The following is a 21,304-nucleotide window of genomic DNA, read 5'->3' as shown; positions in this document are numbered from 1 at the left end:
GTCGAACTCGCTGGTGTACGGCTCGTCAAATCCCGCCATCCGGTGCGCACCGTCGCACCGCCATGAGGCCCATTCAGGCGCGGTCGTGGAGCGCCATCCTCGACCGTTCCGGTGGCGTTGAGCACGCCGCGTACCAAGTGTGAGCCCGCTCCGCAGACGCAAATCCGCTATAACAGATGGCGGCCTGCTGCTGGAGCAGCAGGCGCTTGCTCGCAGAGTGCTGCTACAGCAACAGTGGATCCGTCCTTACGAACCAGGGCGGTCTGCGGACGGTCCGATGGGGACGCATGACAGTTATTTCGACGAGCGGGGAACGCCCGGGGTAAATTTCCACCCATGACCGCCGCCACCACTTCATGGGGAGAAGTCGACGCTGAGAAACTCGCGGGCAAACGCGCACGCCTCTTCGAGCGGGCGCCGGTCGCGATCGTCCAGTACGGCAAGGAGCTCACGATCGAGGACTGGAACGGCGCGGCCGAGCGCCTGCTCGGCCACGCGCGGAACGAGGCGCTCGGCCAGCGCGTGGACGAGCTCCTGCCGGCGTCCGGCAGCCCCGACGCGTGGCGGCGGCTCCTCGCGGAGGACGGGGCGGCCCCCCGGGTGTGGAGCCACGTCAGGAAGGGCGGCGCCGTGGTGAGCGTCGAGTGGCACCACGAGCGCATCCTCGACGAGCACGGAGAGGTCGTCGGCGTCGGCGTGTTCGGGCAGGACGTGACGGAGCGGATCGAGCAGACCCGTCGCCACCATCAGAGAGAGGTGATCCTGAAGGCCATCACGCAGTCGCTCCCGATCATCGTCTGGGCCATCGACCGCGAGGGGAACTTCACGTGCCACGAGGGCAAGGCGCTCGAGGGCATCGGGCTCCAGCAGGGCGCGCACATCGGCAAGAACTTGTTCGACCTCTACGCGAGCAACCCGCACGGGTGCGAGATGGTGCGGCGGGCGCTCGCGGGCGAAGCGAGCCACTCGGAGTCCCTGACGCACGGGGTGTACTGGGACAACTGGGAGATCCCCATGCGCGACGATCAGGGCGAGGTGTCCTCGGTCGTCGGCTTCACCCTCGATATCAGCAAGCCAAAGAACACCGAGCAGGAGCTCCGGGCCAGGCTGGAGCTCATCGAGCGGCAACAGCGGGTCATCCGCGATCTGTCGACTCCCATCATCCAGGTGTGGGAGGGCGTGCTGACCCTGCCGATGATCGGCGTGCTCGACAGCGCCAGGACAGCGGAGGTGATGGATACCCTGCTCGAGGCGATCGTCCGCACGGGCTCGCGCTTCGCCATCCTCGATCTCACCGGCGTCGAGCTGGTCGACACGAAGACCGCGAGCTACCTCCTCGATCTCGTCGGCGCGATCCGGCTGCTCGGCGCCGAGGGCATCGTCACGGGCATCCGGTCGAACGTCGCCCAGACCATCGTCAGCCTCGGGCTCGATCTGGCCAACATCACCACCCTCGGGAACCTCCGGGCGGCGCTCCAGTACTGCATCCGTCAGATGAGCAAGGAGCGCGCGGCCGGCGCGGCGCACGCCTCGCACCAGGGCGCTGCTCCGCGGCCCGCGTGACAGCGCCGCGCGGACGACCGCTCCGGCGCGGCGCTCCCTCGGCCTCCCTGCGATCCCTCACGATCGCCGCGCTGGCTCAGGGCTTCGCCGTCCCCGCTGCCCCCATGGCCTTTGCCAGCGCATCGACGACGACGCGGACCGCGGCGCGCGCGGGCGCCGCATAGACCGCGAAGCTCGCGCGCTGCGAGGCGCCGTACTCTGGCAGCACGCGCCGCAGCGCGCCGCTCTCTAGCTGATCCTGGACGACGTAGTCGGGGAGGTTCGCCAGGCCGAGGCCGGCGACCGCGGCGTCGCGCAGCGTGATCGTGTCGCTGGTGCGGAACGTGCCGCTCACCGGGACGACGCGCTCGCCCTCGGGGCCCACGAGCGTCCACCGGGCGACAGGCTCGAGGTTGAGCGTGATGCAGTCGTGGGCGGCCAGGTCCTCGAGGCAGCGCGGCGTCCCGTGGCGCCGCAGGTACCGCGGGCTCGCGCAGAGCACGCGCAGGTCGCCGGCGAGCCGCCGCGCGACGAGCGAAGCAGGGGAGATCTCGGCGGCCAGGCGCACCGCCACGTCGACGCGCTCGGCCACCAGATCGACGATGCGGTCGGTGAGGTCGAGATCGATGCGGAGCTCCGGGTACCTCGCGCGACACGCCAGCACCGCGGGCGCGACGCGGATCGAGCCGAGGACGGTGGGCGCCGAGATGCGCAGCGTCCCGCGCGGCGTCCCGTCGAGATCGGCGACCGCCCGCCGCGCCTCCTCGATGTCCGAGAGGATCCGGTCTGCGCGCTCGGCGTACAGGTTCCCCGCCTCCGTGAGGCTCACGCGGCGCGTGGTGCGCCGGAGGAGCTGCGCGCCGAGGCGCTCCTCCAGCCGCGCGACCTGCTTGCTGACCGACGACGACGTGAGCCCGAGCGCCCTCGCCGCCGCCGAGAAGCTCTGCCGCCGCGCGACCTCGAGGAACGCCCTCATCTCGTCCAGGTGACCGCCCAGCGGATCCATCCCATTCGTTCCTTCCGCGACGCAATCCTCGTCGGCCGACCAGGATTATCACGCGCCTGCTCCAGATCTAGTTTTCCTGGAGGACGAGGCGATCGCCTCGCCGTGAAGGAGGATCCATGCTCACCCAGGCTCGCGGGCACACGGGCGTCGCGCTGCTGCTCTTCATCCTGGCCGCCGCGCTGGTCGGAGATCGGCTCGCGGCGACGCCCCCGGCGCAGGGCGGGTCGACCCCGCCGAGCGCGCGGTACGACCTCGCGCAGATCGACCCGCAGGGCCGCGCGAACGGCGGGCCGCGCGCCGCCGGCGCCCTGGCGGCGGCTCAGGCCACCCGATCGATCGCCCCCTCCACGCCCTCCTGCTTGGAACAGTGCGCACAGCAGTAGAACGCCCCGCCGGCCTCGATGCCGTGCCCCACGATCCTGCAGGCGCAGTGGGCGCACACGGGCGCGAGCTTGTGAATCGCGCACTCGAAGCAATCGAACGTGTAGCTCGTGCCGCCCACCATGATCTGGAAGGCCTTGTCGTAGCTGTTGCCGCAGCAGTCACACGTGTTCATGGAAACCTCTCGACGGTTGGGTGATGACGTCACACCGCCGGCCGAGCGCGGCCGGCTCTCGCGAACGCGCCGGGCGGCTCGGTCGGTCGGTCCGACGCCGGAGGATCCTTGATCTCCGGAGGCCGCTCTCCGGGCTCGGGAGGAGCGGGCGGGGGATCCCGGCGCGCCGGTTCGCCCGGATCGGGATCCCCTCGGGGAGGTTCGGGCGGCGCTGGATCCCGCGCCGGCGGGCCCTGCTCGGGCTCGCCGACCGGCGCGGGGCGGGGTGTGCCCCGGGACGGGGGCGGGTTCACTGGCATCGATGTTCTCTCCCTCGCGCGTCCTCTCCTGAGCTCGTGTTGACGCGGTGCAAACAGGGCTGCACGAAGCGCGCCAGATGCGCTTGCGAGCAGAGCGGCTCGGCAGGGCGACGCGCCGCGCCCGTTGCGGCTCGCCGAGGGGCGCGAGGGCGCGCATTCCTGTCACAGTGAGGCGTCCCTGGTTCGTCCCGCGACGGCGAGAGGCCCCGCGATCGGCGGGGCGGGCGCTCGTCGCAGGGACGCGCGCTCGCAGCGGGGCCCGTCCCGAACACGCGAGCGCGGGGCGAGCGCGTCGAGCGAGCGTGAGAAGAACCGATGGGCCCGCCCGTCGACCGTCAGCGCTTCACTTCGGGAGGAAATCGAGGATCTGCCCGAGCGCCTTGGTGAAGCTCGCCGCTTCCAGCACGTCGGGCAGCACCAGCACGCCGAGCACGCTGAGGCCGATGCCCATCAACGAGCCTCCGGCGATCACGCCCGCGCAGATGGCCTCGGTGTTGTCCGCGGCGAGCGCGTACCAGGGCCGCGCGGGCGGCGCGTCCGCGCGCCCGCCGGGCGCCGTCTCGCTGAGCCGCGTCTCCTGCTCGCGCTTCTTGTGCCAGAGCGCGGCGCGCCGCTCGAGCAGCCAGAAGAGGAACGAGCCGAGGAACATCGACCAGATATCGGTGAAGTTGAGGATGAACGCGAGCCCCAGCGCGACAGCGGAGAGGGGGAATCGGTTCTTCGTGACCTGCCTCGTGATCTCGACGAGGATCCCGACGATCGCCCCGACCACCACCGCGGACTTGGCGGTCGGGTGGAGGAAGTCGAGCCCCTTCATCAGCACCTCGGCGACGGCCTTCCACGTGAGCGCGCTCGGGACCGGCAGCCGCTCCGTCCCGTAGCGGCCGATGTCGCCCTGGATCAGCACGAGGTACCAGATGGGCACCGAGAGCACGAGCCCCGAGACCGTCCCGAGCACGTGCCCCATCGCCTGGTGGCGGGGCTTGCCGCCGAGCATGTAGCCCGGCTTGATATCCATCAGCAGGTTCGCTGTGTTGCTCGCGACCTCGGCGGTGACCCCGGCCGTCATCAGGTTCGTCGTGATGTTCTTCGGTGCGAGGGCCCCGTAGGTGAGCTGCGTCAGCTTGCCGAGCGCCCCGGTCGGGGTGATCGCGGTGATGGCCGTCGAGTTGACCGCGATGAGCGAGAAGATGAAGACGAGCGGGATCGCGAGCGCCCCGAGCCACCAGGAGATCCCGAACCAGAGCTGCCCGAGCACCACGATCACCGCGCCGACGACGGGTATGCCGATGATCGACAGCTTCACCGGAAGCTCGATGTCCGCGAGCACGTCGGTCGCTCCGCCCTTCTTGGTGAGGCCCTTGAACGCGTCGAGGATCACCTTCGGCTTGGAGAAGAAGGCGTAGAGAGACGACGTTGTCATGCACGCGACGCCGCCCCACAGCGCCCAGAGGGTGATCGCCCCGAACCCGAAATGCCCGTTCTTCGGCAGGATGATCCCGCGCTGGATCAGGATCGGCGCGAGGACCCAGTAGTTGAGGATCCCGCCGAGGAGGAGCGACACGCCGGTCCGGATGCCCATCAGGCCGCCCGTGGCGACGAAGATGATGCTCGTGTCGAACCGGATGGTGAGCTCGTTCAGGGGGGTGCCGCGGATGGCCGGCGCGATGCCCCAGCGCTTGAGCAGATCGGCGAAGCGCCCGCCATAGAGGAATTCGTCGTAGTAATGCGGGATGTTCCTTAGCGCGAAGAGCGCGCGCATCACCTTGTCGTCGCGGAGGAGCTCGAGCGCGGCGCTCAGGAGGCCGCCGCCGAGGAGGAGCTTCGCCTTGAAGAGGCCCTCCTTCTCGTCGCTCTCGTGCAGCGCGTCCATGACGACGCCGGCGGCCATCCCCTCGGGGAAGGGCTGCTGCTCGTCGTTGATGAAGCGCTTCTTCATCGGGAAGGCGAAGAGCACGCCGAGGATGGCGAGGACGAACATCCAGATCATCGCCCGGCCCATGGGGATGATCGTCGTCGTGACCATCGAATAGGCCGCGAGGCTCGTGAAGAGCGGCGCGTTCATGTAGCCGGCCGACGTCGCGATGGACTGCATCGCGTTGTTCTCGAGCACGGTCATGTCGCTGCCGAGGCCGAGCCTGGAGAGCACCTTGAAGAGCCCGAAGGCTAGGATCACGCTCGTGATCCCGACGCCGAGCGACCAGCCTGTGCGCGCGCCGATGTACAGGTTCGTGAGCGACAGGAACGCGCCGAGGAGCATGCCCGTGACGGCCGAGCGCCACGTGAGCTGGGGCATGTCGCCGCGGTAGACGTTCTTCAGCCACCATGCGTCCTTCTCTTCGAGCGACATGGTGTGAACCTGCTCTGGCGTGAGCTGTTTGATGGCCATTGCGCGGCGACCTCCTCGCACCTTGTACCATGGTGGGCGACGCGCCGTGCAGCTCTTCCGCGAGGGCTGGCGGCGCAGATCTCGCCGATCCCCTCTCGAACCGTCGCCCGCGCGCCCGCGGCAGATCCCGGCGAATCCACGCTGCGACGGAATTGCTGGCCCCGTGTCACGAGGCTCTCCCTGCAAGCCGGGTGGGTGATACCGTATCAACCACCTATCCATGCGTCGAAGAGGCCGCGCTCACCCCACGGCCTGCGGGCGTCGTGGCGACGATGACGGTGCTTCGCTGGATGGGTACGAAGAAGCCAGAGGATGCGACCGACTGCCGATCACGCCGAGCGGCGCTCTAGCGGCGCTGCCGCTGCTCGGCGATCGCCGCCGCGGCCTCCGCCTCCGCCTCCGCCTCCGCCTGGACGGCGACGTCGTCCGGCTGCGGCAGCGCCTGAACCGCAGGGAACCGCACGCCGAACACGCCGGCGCCCACGTCGACCGGCTCCATGCGCTCGCTCGTTGTCCGCGCGTCGAGCTCGACGATCCGGTTCACCGTGCGCTGCATGGCGATGGCGACGAACAGCCAGGTGATCGGGCCGGCCAGGAGCTGGATGTACGGGATGACGGTCGCCACACACGCCGCGATGACCAGGCCCCGCGGCACGCCGTCGGGCATGCCCCGCAGGCGGCACTGCAGGTTCACGCGATCACAGAGCCGGAGGCCGTTCCAGAAGATCCAGTAGTAGTTGAAGTACGGGGCGAAGTGCAGGCCGATGGCCTTCCCCACGGAGGGATCGTCGCGCTCGGCCTGGGGCAGCTGGGCGTGCATCGCGTTGAAGCGGACGAACGACACGATCCCGAACGTCACGACGTGCAGCAGCGCCGTGGCCCACACAGGAAACGCCTCGAGCCGATGCCGCGCGAGCGCGACCCGCTCGCCGGCGCCCAGCCCGGCCACGCCGCCGCGATACGTGTTCGAGGCAACAGGATGCCCGCCGACGCGCTGCGCCAGCAGGGCGTGACGCATGGCCTCGTTCTGCAGGCGCAGGCGCTCGTTCTCGGCCTGCACGTCGTCGAGCTTGTCCGCGAGGGCGTCTCGATCGGAACGGAACACGCGGGTAAGTATAGCGCCGCGCCCCCGCCCGGCAGGCCGAAGGTGCGGGCCGAGCGATCAGACCCCCATCGCGCGCGCGAGATCGAGAGCCGTGGCGCTCTCGGCGCAGGTCAGGTGGGGTGTCAGTCGCTGTCTCGGCCGCTGCCGGCGAACCCGTCTTCCCGGCGCGCGAAGAGGACGTTGAACGTCGTGAGCGTCCCGTAACAGCCCGTGATGTACGCCTGGAGCTGGACCTTCTCCGCGTCGCTCAGCCCCTCGTGCGCGTTGATCTTCTGCTCCAGCACGCGCAGCTTGTCGCGGAGCATCACGATCTTGTGGAAGAACACGTCGAGCGGGATGCGCTTCTCGGCCGTGCCCTCCTTCCCCGGCCGGAGCACGATCTCCCCGCCTTCCCAGCGGCCGCCCAGCTCCGCGCGGCCGACGCCGAGCTCCTCGGACAGCACCTCGCGCAGCACACGGCGGAACTCGTCGATATCCATGTCGATGTCGATCTCCCTTGGCAGCGGCGAACGGAAGGGCTGCGGCGCCGCGCTCTGCGGCGCCGCGCTCTGCGGCGCCGCGCTCGGCCGGCGCTCCGGCGACGGGGCGCGCTCGGGCGCCCGCGGCCTGACGCCGGTGCCGCGCGGCTGGCCCGCCGCCCGGGGTGGTGGCGGCGGCGGCGGCGCGCCCTTGGCGCGGTAGCGGGCGCACGTCGCTGTCGCCTTGATCGGCGGCGGGTACACCTCGAGGGCGCACTCGCCGACGCGGCCGCGCGCTGGATCCTCGTGCACCCTGGTAAATGCCGCGCAGCTTCCGCACCGGCCCGCGTAATCGTTCACCGCGGCCGGACTGTACCAGCTTTGCGCGCGACCGGCAGCGCAATCTGGGCGCGAGCTGGCCAGGCGACCCGCGCGCGACGTCCGGCTCCGGCTCGCCCGCCTTCCGGCTCCGGCCGGCGAACCGGCGCTGCTCGTCCGGCGGGGGGACCTGTCGGTCGCGGCCGCGAGCCCCGTGCCGGCGAGCCTCCCGGGATCGTCCGGCCGACGTCGAGCCAGGACAAGCGATCTCTTCGCAGGTCCGCCTCCCGACCCTTGCTCACCCGTGTTGCGCAGTCGCGCAAGCGCTCGTCCGAAGCCCGCTGATGGCCTCGACCGCCGCCCGGGCCGCGCCAGCGCGATCCGGGGCCGGAGAGGGGCGATGGCCGGATGGACCGTGGGTTGCAATCGGCCGCCGCGTTCCTGTCGCCATGTAGGGCTCGATCCCATCGAAAGAATGTTCTTCAGGCGGTTCAACGTCTCTTGGATCGAGCGACGAGCGGAGCCAGGCCGTCGACCGGGGCCGCCAGAAGCACCGGCGCCTCTTCGGCGCCGAGGTGAGGCCCAATCCGGATTGCTTCATCGACTGCGCCGCGGATCACGGCCTGGGCGCGGTTCATGGCGGATGTCCACATGGCTGAGGTTTCGTGTGTGCGCCGCAGACCGGCGGACACCCATCGGTACATAGAAGGAGATATCGAACGTGACGCAGACGACTCCCGTCAGTTCTCGCAATCAACGCAACGTCCTCGTGAAGGCAGCAGCGGATTTTGTCACCAAGGCCATGGTGGACGGCAGCTACCGGACGTTCCTGCCGCTCCGCCGCATCGCCGACGACTACCCGAACGCCTATTTCGACAGGCGCGGCGCGCAGCACAAGGCGAGCGTGTTCTGCAGCAACGACTACCTCGGGATGAGCAACCACGAGCGCGTCGTCGCTGCAGCCCGGAACGTGCTCGACGAGCAAGGCCTCGGCTCCGGCGGCTCGCGCAACATCTCCGGCACCTCCCACTACCACGTGGAGCTGGAAGCCGAGCTCGCAGCCTTGCATGGCAAGGAGTCCGCTCTGCTCTTCAACAGCGGCTACGTGGCGAACGAGGAGACGCTGGGCGTCATCGGCAAGCTGATGCCCGAGATCACCGTGCTCTCGGACAGCAAGAACCACCGGTCGCTCATCGAAGGCATCCGCAAGAGCGGGCTCAAGAGGGTCATCTTCGAGCACAACTCGGCCTCGGATCTCGAGGCCAAGCTCAAGGCCTTGCCGGCGGACGCGCCGAAGCTGATCGTCCTCGAGTCGATCTACTCGATGGACGGCCATTTCGGGCTGCTCGAAGAGGTGTGTCGCCTCAAGCACCGTCACAACGCCATGATCTTCCTCGACGAGACCCACGGCGTCGGGGTCTACGGTCGTACCGGGGCCGGCGTCGCGGACTCCCTGGGCCTGGCACACGAGATCGACATGTTCCAGGGCGGCTTCGGCAAGGCCCACGGGGCGACCGGCGGCTACGTGGTGGGGGACCGCTTCGTCGTCGACGCCGTCCGGCTCATGGCGCCGGGCTTCATCTTCACGACCTCGCTCCCGCCGCTCGTCCTGGCCGCCGCGCTGGCGTCGGTGCGGCACCTGAAGCAGAGCAACGTCGAGCGGGAGCGGCTCTTCGCCAACGTGAGCCTGCTCAAGGACGAGCTCCGACGCCACGGTCTCCCGGTCATGGACAGCCCGAGCCATATCGTGCCGGTGATGATCGGCGACTCCTTCAGGTGCAAGAGCATCTCGGATACCTTGCTCAGAGAGCACGGCTTCTACGTGCAACCCATCAATTTCCCGAGCGTGCCGCGCGGGCAGGAGCGGCTCCGCGTGATCGTGTCCTCGTCGCACACAGAGCGTGAGATTCGCGCTTTCGTCATCGCGCTGGCGCACATCATCGCCGCGACCAGCTGAAGCCACTGAGCAGATCCGCGGCGCATTTTTGACGCGAAGGACGCGGGGAGCGCGGCATTCCCCGAGCATCTCGCGCGGGTATGTCGAGTTAATATTTTTTTTTTGAGGGCCTGCTTGGCCATTGGAGAACTGCGTATGAGCTATGAATCGAGGCCTCTTTCAAAGTACTTCGGCGCCGAGCTGGTCGGCTTCGACGTGAGACGCAACGGGGGGGCGCTGCTCGACCTCCTGCTCCGGCACCAGCTCCTCCTGCTCCGCGATCAGGAGCTGATGCCCGCCGAGCTCGTCGCCACGGGCCGGCGCATGGGGCCGATCTTGCCGTTCCTCCTCTCGAACTACCGCCACCCGGAGTTCGACGAGATCCTCGTCACGTCGAACGAGAAGGTCGACGGGAAGCCGCTCGGCGTCGCGCGCGTGGGCAACTTCTGGCACTCGGACTCCTCGTACATCGCGAACCCCGCGAACACGACGCTCCTCTATTCCCTCAAGGTGCCGCCGGCGGGGGGGGACACGCTGTTCGCCTCCATGTACCTCGCCCTCGACGAGCTCTCGCCGGAGCTCCGCGCGACGCTGGAGGGACGCACGGCCGTCCACACGATCCGCAAGCGATACAAGGTGACGGCCCAGGACGTGGGTCAGTCGCTCCGGGAGATCGACGATCGCTTGCGGCACACCATCCCCGATGTCACCCACCCCGTCGTCCGCAAGCACCCGCTCACCGGGCGGCCCGCGCTCTATATCAGCGACGGATACACCCTGAGCTTCGAGGGGATGGGGTGGGAGCAGAGCCAGCAGACGCTCGAGGAGCTGCACGCGCACGCGACGCGCGAGCACACCATCTACCGCCACCACTGGCGCGTCGGCGACCTCTTGATCTGGGACAACCCGTCGCTGATCCACGCCGCGATGGCCTCCGACCCCGAGATCCCGCGCACGATGTACCGCCTGTCCATCGAGTCCGGCGTGACGCGCTGACCGCGGAGAAGGAAGCATGTTTGGCATCGTTGAACTGGGGCTCTGCGTCCCGCCGGCGCGCATGAGCGCCTCTTCGATCAGCGCGGCGTCCGGGGTGCCGATCGAGTTCTTCACGGACAAGATGCAGCTCGCCTCCAAGCCGGTGGCGCAAGGGCGGCGGTGCGTCGAGCTCGCGCTGGAGGCGATCGACGATCTGAGGGCGCGCCACCCCTTCGCATCGGACAGCATCGATCTCCTGGTCTACGCCTCGACCGGCCTCACCGACCACGCGCTCTGGTCACCGGCAGGCAAGATCCAGGCGGCCATCGGCGCGAAGGGCGCGTTCTGCTTCGAGCTGAGCAACGGCTGCAACTCGCTGAACGCGGCGCTCCACGTGATCAAGGGGCTGATGCTGGCGACCTCTTCCTACAGGCGGGCGCTCCTGATCTGCGCCGACACGCTGTCGAGCTACGTCGATCACACGGATCCCGGGTCGAAGAGCCTGTTCAACTTCGCCGACGCCGCCTCGGCGCTCCTGTGCGACCGGTACGCGCCGTCGCTCCACGTCCTGTCGAGCGCGTTCGCGACGGACGGCACGTACGTGGATCTGTACAAGCTCCCCCGGGGCGCGTCCACGATCGTCACGGAGCCGTGCACAGCGGAGGTGAGCCTTCATGATCAGTATTTGCACTACATCACCAGGCTGGTGGGGCAGGTACTGGACGAGGCCAACCTGCGGGCGCGGGACATCGATTACCTGTTCATGAACCAGGGCGATCAGCGGGTGCTGCGCGAGGTCCTCGCGCGCTTCGGCCTCAGCGAGTCGCAGTCGTATCTGAGCTTCCGCGACTACGGTCACCTCGGCTCCACGGACACGGCCCTCGCGCTCGCCGACGGCCTCAGGACGAACAGGCTCCGTCCCGGTCAGCGGGTCGTCGTCGTGTCGAGCGGCGTGGGCTTCTCTTGGGGAGCGAGCCTCATTCAGGTCTGAAAGGTCCCAGGTATGAAAATCCTCATCATGCACACCGTGCCTTATCGAAAAATGGAGTATCATCGCGCGCTCGATCACGGCGCGCACGACGTCACGTACGTGGGTACAGCGGCGCGCATCGCGGATCTGCCGGCCGGCCTGCGCTGCGAGAGGCTCGTGATCCCAGGCGTGGCGAAGCGTCACGTGGAGATCAACGCGATCGTCTCGGCGGCGGACGGCTACGAGATGGTCATGGCCCTGTCGGAGTTCGACCTGCACGAGGCGGGCGAGGTGCGCGAGCACCTCGGGATCCCGGGTCCTCGCTACGACGAGCTGCTGAAGTTCAAGGACAAGATCCTCATGAAGCGGCTCGTGGCGGCGGCCGGCCTGAGGAGCCCGCGCAACATCGACCTCCGGACGGTGGAGAAGGGCGCCCCGGTCGCGTCCGTGCCGTGGGAGGGGCGCACCATCCTGAAGCCGACGCTGGGCGCCAGCAGCATCGGCGTGCACGTCTTCGGCTCACCGCGCGAGGCGCTCGCCTTCGTCGTCCGGCCGGAGAACGACGAGTATTACGCGGACGGAGAGATCGAGGAGTTCGTCGAGGGGCCCATCCTCCATGTCGACGGCGTGATGGATGGGGGCGCCCCGCGCCTCATCGTGGCGAGCCGCTACGTCAACACGCCGCTCGAGTACGCGTGGGGCAGCAAGCCGCTCGGCTCGGCGCAGTTCAGGATGTCGGACCAGTACCGGGCGTTCTTCCTCGATTGCTTGCGCGCGGTCGGCATCGTCGACGGCGCCTTCCACCTCGAGGTGATCGAGGGGCCGGAGGAACTCGTGTTCCTGGAGGTCGCCAACCGCGCGGGCGGCGCCGATGTCATCCCGGCGACGGAGGCCTCGACAGGCGTCCACATACCGACCGAGGAGATCGACGTCCTCATCCGGGCTCAGGCGCGGCGGCTCGGTCGCCCGTTGCCCGGGGGGCCCGTCCGGGAGGTCACGAAGACAGAGGGGCCGTGGTTCGGCTGGCTGGTCGTGCCGGGCCATCATTTCCCCGAGGCCTCGTGCCGTGTGACGACGCCTGACTGGCTCCCGGGCTCGGGCGCTGTCGTGAAGCTCCGTGTCGCGCAGCCCCCCGACCGGCTGAAGAAGTCGGTGACGCACCAGTACTGGGAAGTCCCCGCGGCGGCAATCCTGCGCGGCGGGGACAGCGCCGAGGTCGCCGAGGTCGTGCGGCGGCTCAGCGAGGAGATCCGGGTCGTCCCGCACGCGACGGAGGTGGTCAGTTGAAGCGGCGCCTCCTGACCGCGACGCTCCTCACCAACGTCGCCGATGGAATGCACACGCTGGCGCTGGGCAAGTTCCTGTTCGACCGGACAGGAGCGGTGTCGTCCTTCGCGTTCGTGCTCGGCTTCGACTACCTGATCGGCGTGCTGAGCCAGATCTACGCGGGGCCGATCGTCGACAGGCTCAATCCCAAGCTCGTCGCCTCGGCTGCCGGGATCAACCGCGCGCTCATCATGGTGATGCTGGCCGCGCTGGCGCTCCATCCAGGGTACGAGGCCACGCTCGCCGTCGTGGCCCTCTCGGCGCTGCTCAAGGTCGGCTCCCATTTCTACAAGACCGCCGCCTTCGCGCTGGTGCCGGGGGTGGTCGCGAAGGAGGAGCAGGTCCGCTACTCGTCGCTCGCGATGCTGCTGCTCCAGCTCGGTCAGCTGCTCGGCGTCGGGGCCGTCGGCGTGCTGCTCGCGCGCCTCAGCTACTCCGTCGTGTTCCTCATCGATGCTGGGTTGTTCCTGGCCACGAGCCTGATCCTCTGGAGGCTGGAGGTCTCCGGCGATCCGGCGCGGCGCGCCGCGCTCGTCTCGCTCTCGCAGGTGATCAAGGACTGGAAGGAGCTGGCGCAAGGGATGCGGCGCACGCCGTCGCTCTTCGTCCACGTGGCGATCTCGACAGGCGATCTCGCCGTCATGGCGTGCTTGAACCTGATCCTCGTGCCGCTCGTCAACAGCCGGTTCGGCGGCGATCCGGTGTGGCTCTCGGGGCTGGACGGTGCGTTCGCGGCCGGGGCGGTCATCACGTTCCTGCTCGCGAGGAAGGGGGGGAGCCCGCGGCACCTCGTCGGGTTTCAGCTGCTCCAGGTCCTGTTCCTCACGGTCATCACGGTCGCGCGGAGCAGGGCGGCGACGACCGCGTCGTTCCTGGGCCTCGGCGCCGCGATCGGCTTCACCAACGCGCTGCTCACGTCGAAGCTCTACCAGCGGATGCCGCCGGCGCAGAAGGGCCGCATATCGAGCTTCCGCTTTCTGCTTGTGTCCATCGTCACCGTCATCGGCATCGGCGGCACGACCAAGCTGCTGAGCTGGAGCGCGCCGTGGGGCGTCGGCTTCGTCGCGGGCATGGCCACCCTGTTCTGCCTCGTCACCCTAGCAGTCGGCCGTCAGGCCTTTTCGGAGGAAATGTCATGAGCATGAGACACGAGAGCGCGCCGGCGGCGCGCACGACACGGGAGCTCCGTAGGGAGGTCGCGGGACGCCTGGACCGGGTGCTCACCGCCGCGCGCCGCGCCGAGTACTACGCGGGGGTCCTCCCGCGGGACGCGACCGGCCTCGACGCGCTGGCGCTGGCCCCGGTCACCACGCAGAAGGCCTACAGCGACACGATGATGACGGCCCCCGAGAGCCTGAAGAGCGGCGAGGAGCACGGCGGCGTCGTCCTCCAGACGGGCGGGACCTCCGGAGAGCCGAAGTTCTCGATCTACTCGGGCGCCGAGATCAGGGAGATGATCCGCTCCGGCGTCAGGATGCTGAGCCTGATGGGGGTGCGCAAGGAGCACAATGTCGCCAATTGCCTCGCCATCGGCGAGCTCTATGGCGGGCTGATCACGCTGGAGCACGAGCTGCTCGAGCTCGGGGCGCGCAGCTTGCCCTTTGGCCCCCACGTCGAGCCGGCCTTCTTCCTCAACGCCGCCCGCCGGATGCGCATCGACGTGCTGTTCGCCAATCCGCTCTCCTTCATGCACAAGCTGCGCAAGATCCACGAGGTCGAGCCGTCCTTCGGCTTCGAGCTGCTCCTCTACGGCGGCGCTGGGCTGTCGCCGGTGGACGCCGACTGGCTCAGGACGCACATGGGGGTGAGGCGCATCGCCTCCGTGATCGCGTCGGTCGACGCCCTGCAGTTCGGCTTCCAGTGCTCGCATTGCACGGGGAACGAGCACCACACCCTCGACGATTTCAACCACGTCGAGATCATCGGCGACGACGGCAGGCCGGTGGAGGAGGGCGAGGAGGGGCGCATCGTCCTCACGTCGCTCTACCGGACGCTCTATCCGCTGGTCCGTTACGACATCGGCGATCGAGGCCGCTTCATCGACCAGGCATGCGCGTGCGGGCTGCCCTATCGAAAGATCGAGTTCCTCGGCCGCGGGGGCGAGTTCCTGAAGCTCTCCAGCGACGCCACGGTCTGGGTGCACCAGCTCGTCAAGGCCTTCTCCGACGAGGGCCCCTCGGCCATGCAGATCGTGCTCGAGCGCTACAAGCACAACGCCCACCTGGTGGTCCGCCTCGAGGGCGCTCACCTGGACGAGCGCGAGATACGCCGGAAGATCCTGGATCGCCTGCCGGTCCTCGGGAAGTCCGTCGAGCGGGGCTCGATCCTGGTGTCGGTCGACGTCCTCGCGGAGGGCGCGCTGCTGCGGAGCGAGCGCACGGGGAAGGTCCCGCTCGTGATCGACCAGCGCTTCAAGGCCGCGAGAGAGGCGTCGCCGCTCCGGGAGGCTGGCGCGCGGCCACATGCAGGCGAGGACGGCGCGGCAGCGCTCGGGGGCGCCAGATAGGATGGTCACGGCTCATGACGCCGACGCTCCTTGTTCGTTGAGCCGTTCGACGGCGCCTCGCGCGCGTCGCGATTGTCGCGGCGCTGCTACCCGGCTGCGGGCTGGCGGCTGCGACCCTCCGGGTGAACCCCTGTCGTGGCCGCCGCGCTCGGGCTACCATGGCGGCGTGCGTCCCACGGCGTCGCTCCCCGTCCTCCTGTCCGCGACCGCGCTCTGCACGCTCGCCGCCTGTGCTGCCTCGCCGCCGCCGCGCGCGCCCGCGCCGCCGGCTGCCGCGGCGCCCGCGGCCGCGGCTGCGGAGCCCGCCGAGAGGCCGGAGCCGGCCGAGACGCCGGAGCCGGCCGCGGCGAGGCCGCCGCTCGAGTTCATCCACGACGATGTGCCCAGGGCGCGCGAGAAGGCTCGGACCGAGGGCAAGGCGCTGTTCGTCGATGCGTGGGCGCCGTGGTGCCACACGTGCCTGAGCATGAAGCACTATGTGCTGACGGATCCGTCGCTGCGCCCGCTCGCCGATCGGGTGGTGTTCGCGGACGTCGACACGGATCGACCGGAGAGCGCGCCGTTCCTGGAGCGTCACGAGGTGACGGTGTGGCCGACGTTCTTCGTCCTCGAGCCGGCGGCCGGCGAGGTGATCGGGCTCTGGCGGGGCGCCGCCTCGGTCGAGGAGCTGCGCGAGCTGATCCGCGACGCGCTGCTCGCGATGGATTCCAAGGCTGCGTCGGCGCTGCCGGCGGACGATCCGAACCGCCTGCTTGTCGAGGCGAAGCGGGCCCACAGCGCCGGTGACCACGCCGCGGCGGTGTCCGCCTACCGGCGCGCCCTGGCCCGGGGCGGAGAGGCGTGGCCGCGGCGCAGCGAGGCGCTGCTCGGCCTCCTGGCGGCGCTCTACCGCAAGAAGGACGCCGCGGCGTGCGTGGAGCTCGGCAGCGCGCACGTCGGCGAGGTGAAGGGCGCGGCGCTGCCCGCCGATTTCGCGAGCGTCCTGCTCTCCTGCGCGGCCGCGCTCCCGGGCGGCAAGGCCCAGCGGGCCGCGCGCGAGGCGGCGGTCGCTCGGCTGCGGTCGATCGTCGCGAGCCCGCCTGCGGACGCGAGCGCGGACGACAGGGCCGACGCGTGGGGCCTGCTCGCCGAGGGGCTCGAGGCGCTCGGCGACGCGGGCGGAGCCCGCGCAGCGAACGAGTCGAAGCTCGCCGTGCTGGAGCGGGCCGCGAAGGAGGCGAAGACGCCCGAGGCGGCCGCCGCGTACGACTACGGGCGCGCCATGGCGTACGTCGCGCTCGGCCGCGGCGAGGAGGCGATCGCGATGCTCTCGCAGCGTGAGGCGCAGATGCCCGCGTCGTACGAGCCGCCCGCGCGGCTCGCGCAGGTGCTCCACGCGATGGGCCGCGAGGCGGAGGCGCTCGCCGCGGTGGAGCGCGCCATCGGGCGCGCCTATGGCCCGCGCCGGCTTCGCTACCTGAAGCTCCGCGCGGAGATCCAGCAGCGGCTCGGGCGGGGCGCGGAGCAGATCGCCACGCTGCGCGAGGAGGTGGCCGGCTACGAGGCGCTCCCGAAGGGCCACGCCAGCCAGGCGGCCCTGGACGACGCGCGGCGGCGGCTCGACGAGGCGCAGAAGGCCCAGCGCGGCGGCGGCGTGAAGAAGCGCTGACGGCGGCTCCCAGGGGCCGCTAGTTCTCCCCGGTGCCCACGACCAGGCCCGTCGCGCGGAGGCGGTCGGTCGTGGGCTCCTCCGGGAAGACCACGGTGATGTCCACGTCGATGGTGGATGGGAAAGAAGTGCTCCCCGAGGTCTGCACCGTCAGGCTCCCGGTCGCGCTGGTCGCGCTCACGGCGGCGCCAGCTGAGCCCTGGGCGTCCGGCGTGCAGCTGGCCGCCCCCTTGCTCATCAGGATGCGCGACACACTCCACACCTCCGGGACCGTGACGATGTCGAAGCCCTCGGGCGACTGCCTGCTCGGCGCCTCGGCGTAGAGCACCACGCAGAGGTCCGCCTCGGGTCGGGCCTTGTAGATCGTGAGGTGATCGTACCCGCCGGGCCAGTAAGAGACGGTGTAGCGGTCGATCTCGGGCTCGACGCAGGACGCATTCGCCGAGACGTCCACGCCGGCCTGCTGCGCGGCGCACGCATTGCAGTAGAACTGGTTGTCGCACCCGCAGACGCCCGGGCAGTCCTCCGGGCACCCCCCGGGCCGGGGGGTGCACCTGCCGATGGTGTCGAACGTTCCGCACGAGTCGTCGGGGAAGTCGCAGTACTCCTCCGCGCTGCAGACCCCGCCGCTTCGCCCTCCGCAGGCGAGAGGTGTCCCGCCGCTCGAGGTCGAGCTGGCGGAGCCGCCAGCGCCGCCGGTGCCGCCGCCGTCGCCCGTGTCGCCAGTGCTGGCCGTGCCGCCGCTGTCGTCGGCGCCGCCGCTGCCGGACGGCATGTCGACCGTGCCGCCGCAGAGATTGCGAAAATCATCGGCGCCACCGTCGCTCGACGGGATCTCGACCGTGCCGCTGCAGGCGGCGAGAGAAAGCCCGAAGAGAAGCGAGGATAGGCGTGCGTGGCTCATGTGCGCAGTATGCCACGCTCGGCCGCCCGCCAAGAGGGCCCTCGCCGTCCGGCGAAACGAAGCCGAGCTCGTGAAGAAAAGACACGCCAAGGTGCCAGAAGGCGCCAGGCGGAAATTCCAATCTTGGTGGCTTCTGGCGTCCTCACGGTTCCTCTGTTCGCCGCCCGCTTTACAGCGTCGGCAGCACGCCGCGATCCCGCCCGAGCGGAAAGGCCGTCTCGAGGCGGGCGATGTCCTCGCTGCTGAGGCGCAGATCGCCCGCGGCCGCGTTGTCGAGCGCGTGCGCGGCGTTCGCGGCCTTGGGGATCACGAAGATCGGCTGGCGGCGGAGCAGGAAGCGCAGCGCGACCTGCCACGGCGTCGCGCGGTGGGCGGCGGCGACGGACGCGAGCACCCTGCCCGCCGTGCTGTCCGGCGCCGGGAAGCGGTCCGAGCCGAACGGGCTGTAGGCGACGACCGCGATGCCGTGCCGCTCGCAGAGCGGCAGCACGCGGTGCTCGATCGACCGCTCGAGCAGGTGATAGAGCACCTGGTTGCAGGCGATCTCGCGCGCTCCGGCGATGGCGATCGCCTTCGAGAGCTCCGCCTGGTCGAAGTTGCTGACGCCGAAATACCGGATCTTGCCCCGGTCCCTCAGGTCCTTGAAGGCGCGGAACGTCTCCTCGAGCGGGTGCGGCCCGGGCCAGTGGAGGAGGTAGAGGTCGAGCCGGTCGGTGCGGAGCTGCTCCAGGCTGCGCTCGCACGCGGCGATCGTGCCGGAGTAGCTCGCGTTGCTCGGCAGCACCTTGGAGGCAAGGAACACCTCGTCGCGGCGGCCGGCGATCGCCTTGCCGACGAGCGCCTCGACAGCGCCCGAGCCGTACATCTCCGCCGTGTCGATGTGCGTCATGCCCGCGTCGATCCCCCGCCGGATGGCGTCGATGCAGGCGGCCTCATCGCCTATCTCCATCTGCCAGGTGCCCTGTCCGACGACCGGGATCTTGACGCCAGTAGAACCGAGTTCGCGCTGCTCCATGATGATGAACCTCCGCTTTTGTCACCGGGGGCGGCACGCGCCGCCCCCGCCCCGCCGGCAGAGCCGGCAGGGGCCCCACCCCCACGCGGTCCGTGCTGGCCTCCTTCCACGGGGACCCGCAAGGACACAGCATTTCTACCTGATAGGCGTTCCAGAGGCGCCCCTCCGCCCCGGGTGGGATCGCTGAATTCACCACGAAAAGCAAGCCCGAGCGCCTTCACCGGGCTGAGCCCGGCGGTTCGCGGCGTCGGTCGCTGGCGCCTTGTCCATAGAAAATTCCTTGCTTGAGGATGTCGCAGACAGACGATGAGCCGCTGTGTAGATTGCGCTGCCCGCGAGCTCTGAGGAGGTGGATCGATGCGTTGCATGCTGATGGGATCGTTCGTACTGGCCGCCGTGATGTCGTTCGCTGGCGTGAGCAGCGCGCACATCGACCTCACGTCCCCCGCGCCGAGGCACGCGGACGACCAGCAGAAGGTGTCGCCTTGCGGTGCTCGCGGCGATGCGCGGGGCGAGACCGTCACCGTGTTCGAGCCGGGCGAGACCATCACGGTGACGTGGAACGAGACGATCGATCACCCCGGGCATTTCCGGATCATGTTCGACGACGACGGCTTCGACGATTTCCCGGAGCCGGCGAACGAGAACGATCTCTGCGAGCCCGGGGTGGACAAGGGCTGCCTGCTCGACGGCATCGCCGACAAGAAGGGAGGGTCGTATTCGGCGGAGGTCACGCTCCCGGACGTGGAGTGTGACAACTGCACGCTTCAGCTCATCCAGGTCATGACGGACAGGAGGCCGGCCACCCTGTACTACCGCTGTGCGGATCTGGTGCTCAAGTCCTCCGACCCTGCCGCCGCGACGAGCGCCGCGAGCTCCAGCGCCAGCGCCGGCGCGGGCGGCGGCGCGACGGGCGCGGGCGGGGGCGCAACGACGAGCGCGAGCAGCAGCGCCACGGTGGGCGCAGGCGGGGATGCGACGACTGGCGCGGGCACGGGCGGGGGCGCAACGACGGGCGCTGGCGCGGGCACGGGCGCAACGACGGGCGCTGGCGTTGACGAGGGATCTGGCGCAGCGGAGGACGACGGCGGGTGCAGCTTCGGCGGCGCGGCGGGCGGGGCTCCGATCTCGGCGGGGCTCGGCGCGCTCGCCGCCCTCGCGCTCGCGGCGCGCGGGCGGAGGCGAGGCCGGCTGGCGCCGCGGCGGGACGCTGCCGGGCGCGGGTCGCGGCGCTCGTGATCGCGGGGCCGGTGCGCCGTCAGGAGCGGCGCGTCGGCCCTTCGGAGAACCTGGCGATCTCGAGGATCTCCGCGGCGCGGTCGCTGGCCGGCGGAGCGAGCCAGGGGCCGTCGAACCGCGTGACCAGCGCGGTCACGTTGTCGCGGCCTCCGGCGGCGAGCGCGGCGTCGATCAGGGCGCTGGCGGCTGCCGCCGGGTCGGGGTGGGCGTCGAGCGTGGCGGCGATGTGCCGATCGTCGATGAGGTCGCTCAGCCCGTCGGTGCAGAGCAGCAGGGTGTCCTCGCGGCGGAGCTCGACGGCGGAGAGCGCGATCCTGAGGTGTTCGCGGAGCCCGAGCGCCTGGAGCATCACGCCCCTGTGCTCGAAGGTGGCGGCCTCTTCGGGCCGCAGCTTGCCGCTCTCGAGCAGCGACTGGAGGAGGGTCTGGTCGCGGGTGAGCTGGGTGAGGACGCCGCTGCGGAGGAGGTAGGCGCGGCTGTCGCCGACCTGCGCGAGCAGGAGGCGCTCATCGCAGAGCGCGGCCACGGTCGCCGTGGTGCCGCTGTTCCGGTGCTGTGAGCTCCGGCGGGCGTTCTCGCGGACCGCGCGCCCGGCCTCGCCGATCGCCTCGAGGAGGCTCTGCTCGAGGGCGTCGCTCGATCGGGGCGCGGAGCGGGTGAGGATGGCGTGGACCATGCGCGCCGCGAGCCGGCTCGCCGCGTCGGGGGACGACGCGCCGCCCGAGCCGTCGTAGACGCCCAGCGACAGGGCGAGCGGCGGCTCGATGGACGCCTGGGCGGCTGGGGGCCCATGGGCGAGCCCGCGCGCGAGATCGCTGATCAGGAAGGTATCCTCGTTGTGCTCGCGGCTGTGGCCCACGTCGGTCCGGGCCGCCACGGCGACCGCCGCGGCGTGTTCGACGGCGGACGTGCGGTACACGGGCATGCGCGCATCGTACCGCGGGGGCGCTGTCCGAGGGAGGGCGCTCGACGCGCCGCTCGTCGAGATCGCCACGGCGGGCGTGGAGCTGCCGCGTGCGGCGACCGCGGCGGCCACGCCCGGCGGAGCCCTCGCCGAGGCGACGCGGGCGCTCGACGCGCGGCGCGCCTCGTACCTGAAATGAAGAAGAGAC

General features: G+C 70.2%; 19 protein-coding genes. 11 read left to right on the top strand and 8 right to left on the bottom strand.

Annotated features, from left to right (window positions below; all coding sequences use genetic code 11):
- Window positions 1-336: 336 nt before the first annotated feature.
- Window positions 337-1,563 carry a PAS domain S-box protein gene (locus WMF19_RS27060; protein WP_437893003.1) on the top strand — a complete coding sequence of 409 codons (1,227 nt, stop codon included), beginning with the start codon at window positions 337-339 and terminating at the stop codon, window positions 1,561-1,563.
- A 76-nt stretch (window positions 1,564-1,639) separates the two neighbouring features.
- Here WMF19_RS27060 and WMF19_RS27055 read toward each other — a convergent pair whose 3' ends face one another.
- Window positions 1,640-2,548 (bottom strand): LysR substrate-binding domain-containing protein, encoded by a 909-nt coding sequence (locus WMF19_RS27055; protein WP_437893002.1) that lies wholly within the window; start codon window positions 2,546-2,548, stop codon window positions 1,640-1,642.
- A 116-nt stretch (window positions 2,549-2,664) separates the two neighbouring features.
- Here WMF19_RS27055 and WMF19_RS27050 point away from each other — a divergent pair, with 116 nt between their 5' ends.
- Window positions 2,665-2,931 (top strand): hypothetical protein, encoded by a 267-nt coding sequence (locus WMF19_RS27050; RefSeq protein ID WP_437893001.1) that lies wholly within the window; start codon window positions 2,665-2,667, stop codon window positions 2,929-2,931.
- Here WMF19_RS27050 and WMF19_RS27045 read toward each other — a convergent pair.
- From WMF19_RS27045 to WMF19_RS27030, 4 genes are all read right to left on the bottom strand, one after another.
- Complete coding sequence (locus tag WMF19_RS27045; protein WP_272093661.1) at window positions 2,868-3,104, bottom strand: hypothetical protein; 237 nt, start codon at window positions 3,102-3,104, stop codon at window positions 2,868-2,870. The genes WMF19_RS27050 and WMF19_RS27045 overlap by 64 nt on opposite strands.
- Before the next feature lie 642 nt (window positions 3,105-3,746).
- Window positions 3,747-5,792 carry an OPT family oligopeptide transporter gene (locus WMF19_RS27040; protein WP_437893000.1) on the bottom strand — a complete coding sequence of 682 codons (2,046 nt, stop codon included), beginning with the start codon at window positions 5,790-5,792 and terminating at the stop codon, window positions 3,747-3,749.
- 346 nt (window positions 5,793-6,138) lie between these two features.
- A complete protein-coding gene (locus WMF19_RS27035) occupies window positions 6,139-6,897 on the bottom strand; it encodes a hypothetical protein (protein WP_437892999.1) in 759 nt (252 codons plus the stop codon).
- Between the two features lie 122 nt (window positions 6,898-7,019).
- Window positions 7,020-7,667, bottom strand: a complete 648-nt coding sequence (locus tag WMF19_RS27030; RefSeq protein ID WP_437892998.1) for a hypothetical protein — start codon at window positions 7,665-7,667, stop codon at window positions 7,020-7,022.
- Between the two features lie 775 nt (window positions 7,668-8,442).
- Here WMF19_RS27030 and hemA point away from each other — a divergent pair.
- The 7 genes from hemA to WMF19_RS26995 all read left to right on the top strand — a co-directional run bounded on the left by hemA (window position 8,443) and on the right by WMF19_RS26995 (window position 17,034).
- Complete coding sequence (gene hemA / locus WMF19_RS27025; protein WP_437901681.1) at window positions 8,443-9,630, top strand: 5-aminolevulinate synthase; 1,188 nt, start codon at window positions 8,443-8,445, stop codon at window positions 9,628-9,630.
- A gap of 135 nt (window positions 9,631-9,765) precedes the next feature.
- Window positions 9,766-10,605, top strand: coding sequence for a TauD/TfdA dioxygenase family protein (locus WMF19_RS27020; protein WP_437892997.1), 840 nt, complete (start codon window positions 9,766-9,768; stop codon window positions 10,603-10,605).
- A 16-nt stretch (window positions 10,606-10,621) separates the two neighbouring features.
- Window positions 10,622-11,575: a 3-oxoacyl-ACP synthase III family protein gene (locus WMF19_RS27015; RefSeq protein ID WP_437790476.1), complete on the top strand. Its 954-nt coding sequence runs from the start codon at window positions 10,622-10,624 to the stop codon at window positions 11,573-11,575.
- 12 nt (window positions 11,576-11,587) lie between these two features.
- Window positions 11,588-12,841 carry an ATP-grasp domain-containing protein gene (locus tag WMF19_RS27010; protein WP_437892996.1) on the top strand — a complete coding sequence of 418 codons (1,254 nt, stop codon included), beginning with the start codon at window positions 11,588-11,590 and terminating at the stop codon, window positions 12,839-12,841.
- Window positions 12,838-14,019, top strand: a complete 1,182-nt coding sequence (locus tag WMF19_RS27005) for an MFS transporter (protein WP_437892995.1) — start codon at window positions 12,838-12,840, stop codon at window positions 14,017-14,019. Before WMF19_RS27010 ends, WMF19_RS27005 begins: the two co-directional genes overlap by 4 nt.
- Window positions 14,016-15,386 carry a phenylacetate--CoA ligase family protein gene (locus tag WMF19_RS27000; RefSeq protein WP_437892994.1) on the top strand — a complete coding sequence of 457 codons (1,371 nt, stop codon included), beginning with the start codon at window positions 14,016-14,018 and terminating at the stop codon, window positions 15,384-15,386. The genes WMF19_RS27005 and WMF19_RS27000 overlap by 4 nt, the downstream gene beginning before the upstream one ends.
- A 166-nt stretch (window positions 15,387-15,552) precedes the next feature.
- Complete coding sequence (locus WMF19_RS26995) at window positions 15,553-17,034, top strand: thioredoxin family protein (RefSeq protein WP_437892993.1); 1,482 nt, start codon at window positions 15,553-15,555, stop codon at window positions 17,032-17,034.
- Between the two features lie 19 nt (window positions 17,035-17,053).
- Here WMF19_RS26995 and WMF19_RS26990 read toward each other — a convergent pair whose 3' ends face one another.
- Together WMF19_RS26990 and WMF19_RS26985 are read right to left on the bottom strand one after the other, a co-directional pair.
- Window positions 17,054-17,938, bottom strand: a complete 885-nt coding sequence (locus WMF19_RS26990; protein WP_437892992.1) for a hypothetical protein — start codon at window positions 17,936-17,938, stop codon at window positions 17,054-17,056.
- 169 nt (window positions 17,939-18,107) lie between these two features.
- On the bottom strand, window positions 18,108-18,953 hold the full coding sequence (locus WMF19_RS26985; protein WP_437892991.1) for an aldo/keto reductase: 846 nt from the start codon (window positions 18,951-18,953) through the stop codon (window positions 18,108-18,110).
- Between the two features lie 357 nt (window positions 18,954-19,310).
- On the opposite strand from WMF19_RS26985, the gene WMF19_RS26980 reads away from it, so the two are divergent.
- Entirely contained in the window at window positions 19,311-20,192 is an 882-nt protein-coding gene (locus WMF19_RS26980) for an SCE4755 family polysaccharide monooxygenase-like protein (protein WP_437892990.1), read from the top strand.
- 19 nt (window positions 20,193-20,211) lie between these two features.
- Here WMF19_RS26980 and WMF19_RS26975 read toward each other — a convergent pair whose 3' ends face one another.
- Entirely contained in the window at window positions 20,212-21,117 is a 906-nt protein-coding gene (locus WMF19_RS26975; protein ID WP_437892989.1) for a PP2C family protein-serine/threonine phosphatase, read from the bottom strand.
- On the opposite strand from WMF19_RS26975, the gene WMF19_RS26970 reads away from it, so the two are divergent.
- Window positions 21,116-21,295, top strand: coding sequence for a hypothetical protein (locus tag WMF19_RS26970; RefSeq protein WP_437790460.1), 180 nt, complete (start codon window positions 21,116-21,118; stop codon window positions 21,293-21,295). The two genes, WMF19_RS26975 and WMF19_RS26970, sit on opposite strands and share 2 nt — an antisense overlap.
- The last annotated feature ends 9 nt before the right edge of the window (window positions 21,296-21,304 follow it).

The organism is Sorangium sp. So ce124, assembly GCF_051525235.1.
GTDB lineage: Bacteria > Myxococcota_A > Polyangia > Polyangiales > Polyangiaceae > Sorangium > Sorangium atrum.
The sequence above is the reverse complement of the archived record's forward strand: the minus strand, read 5'-3'. Positions and strand labels throughout refer to the sequence as shown.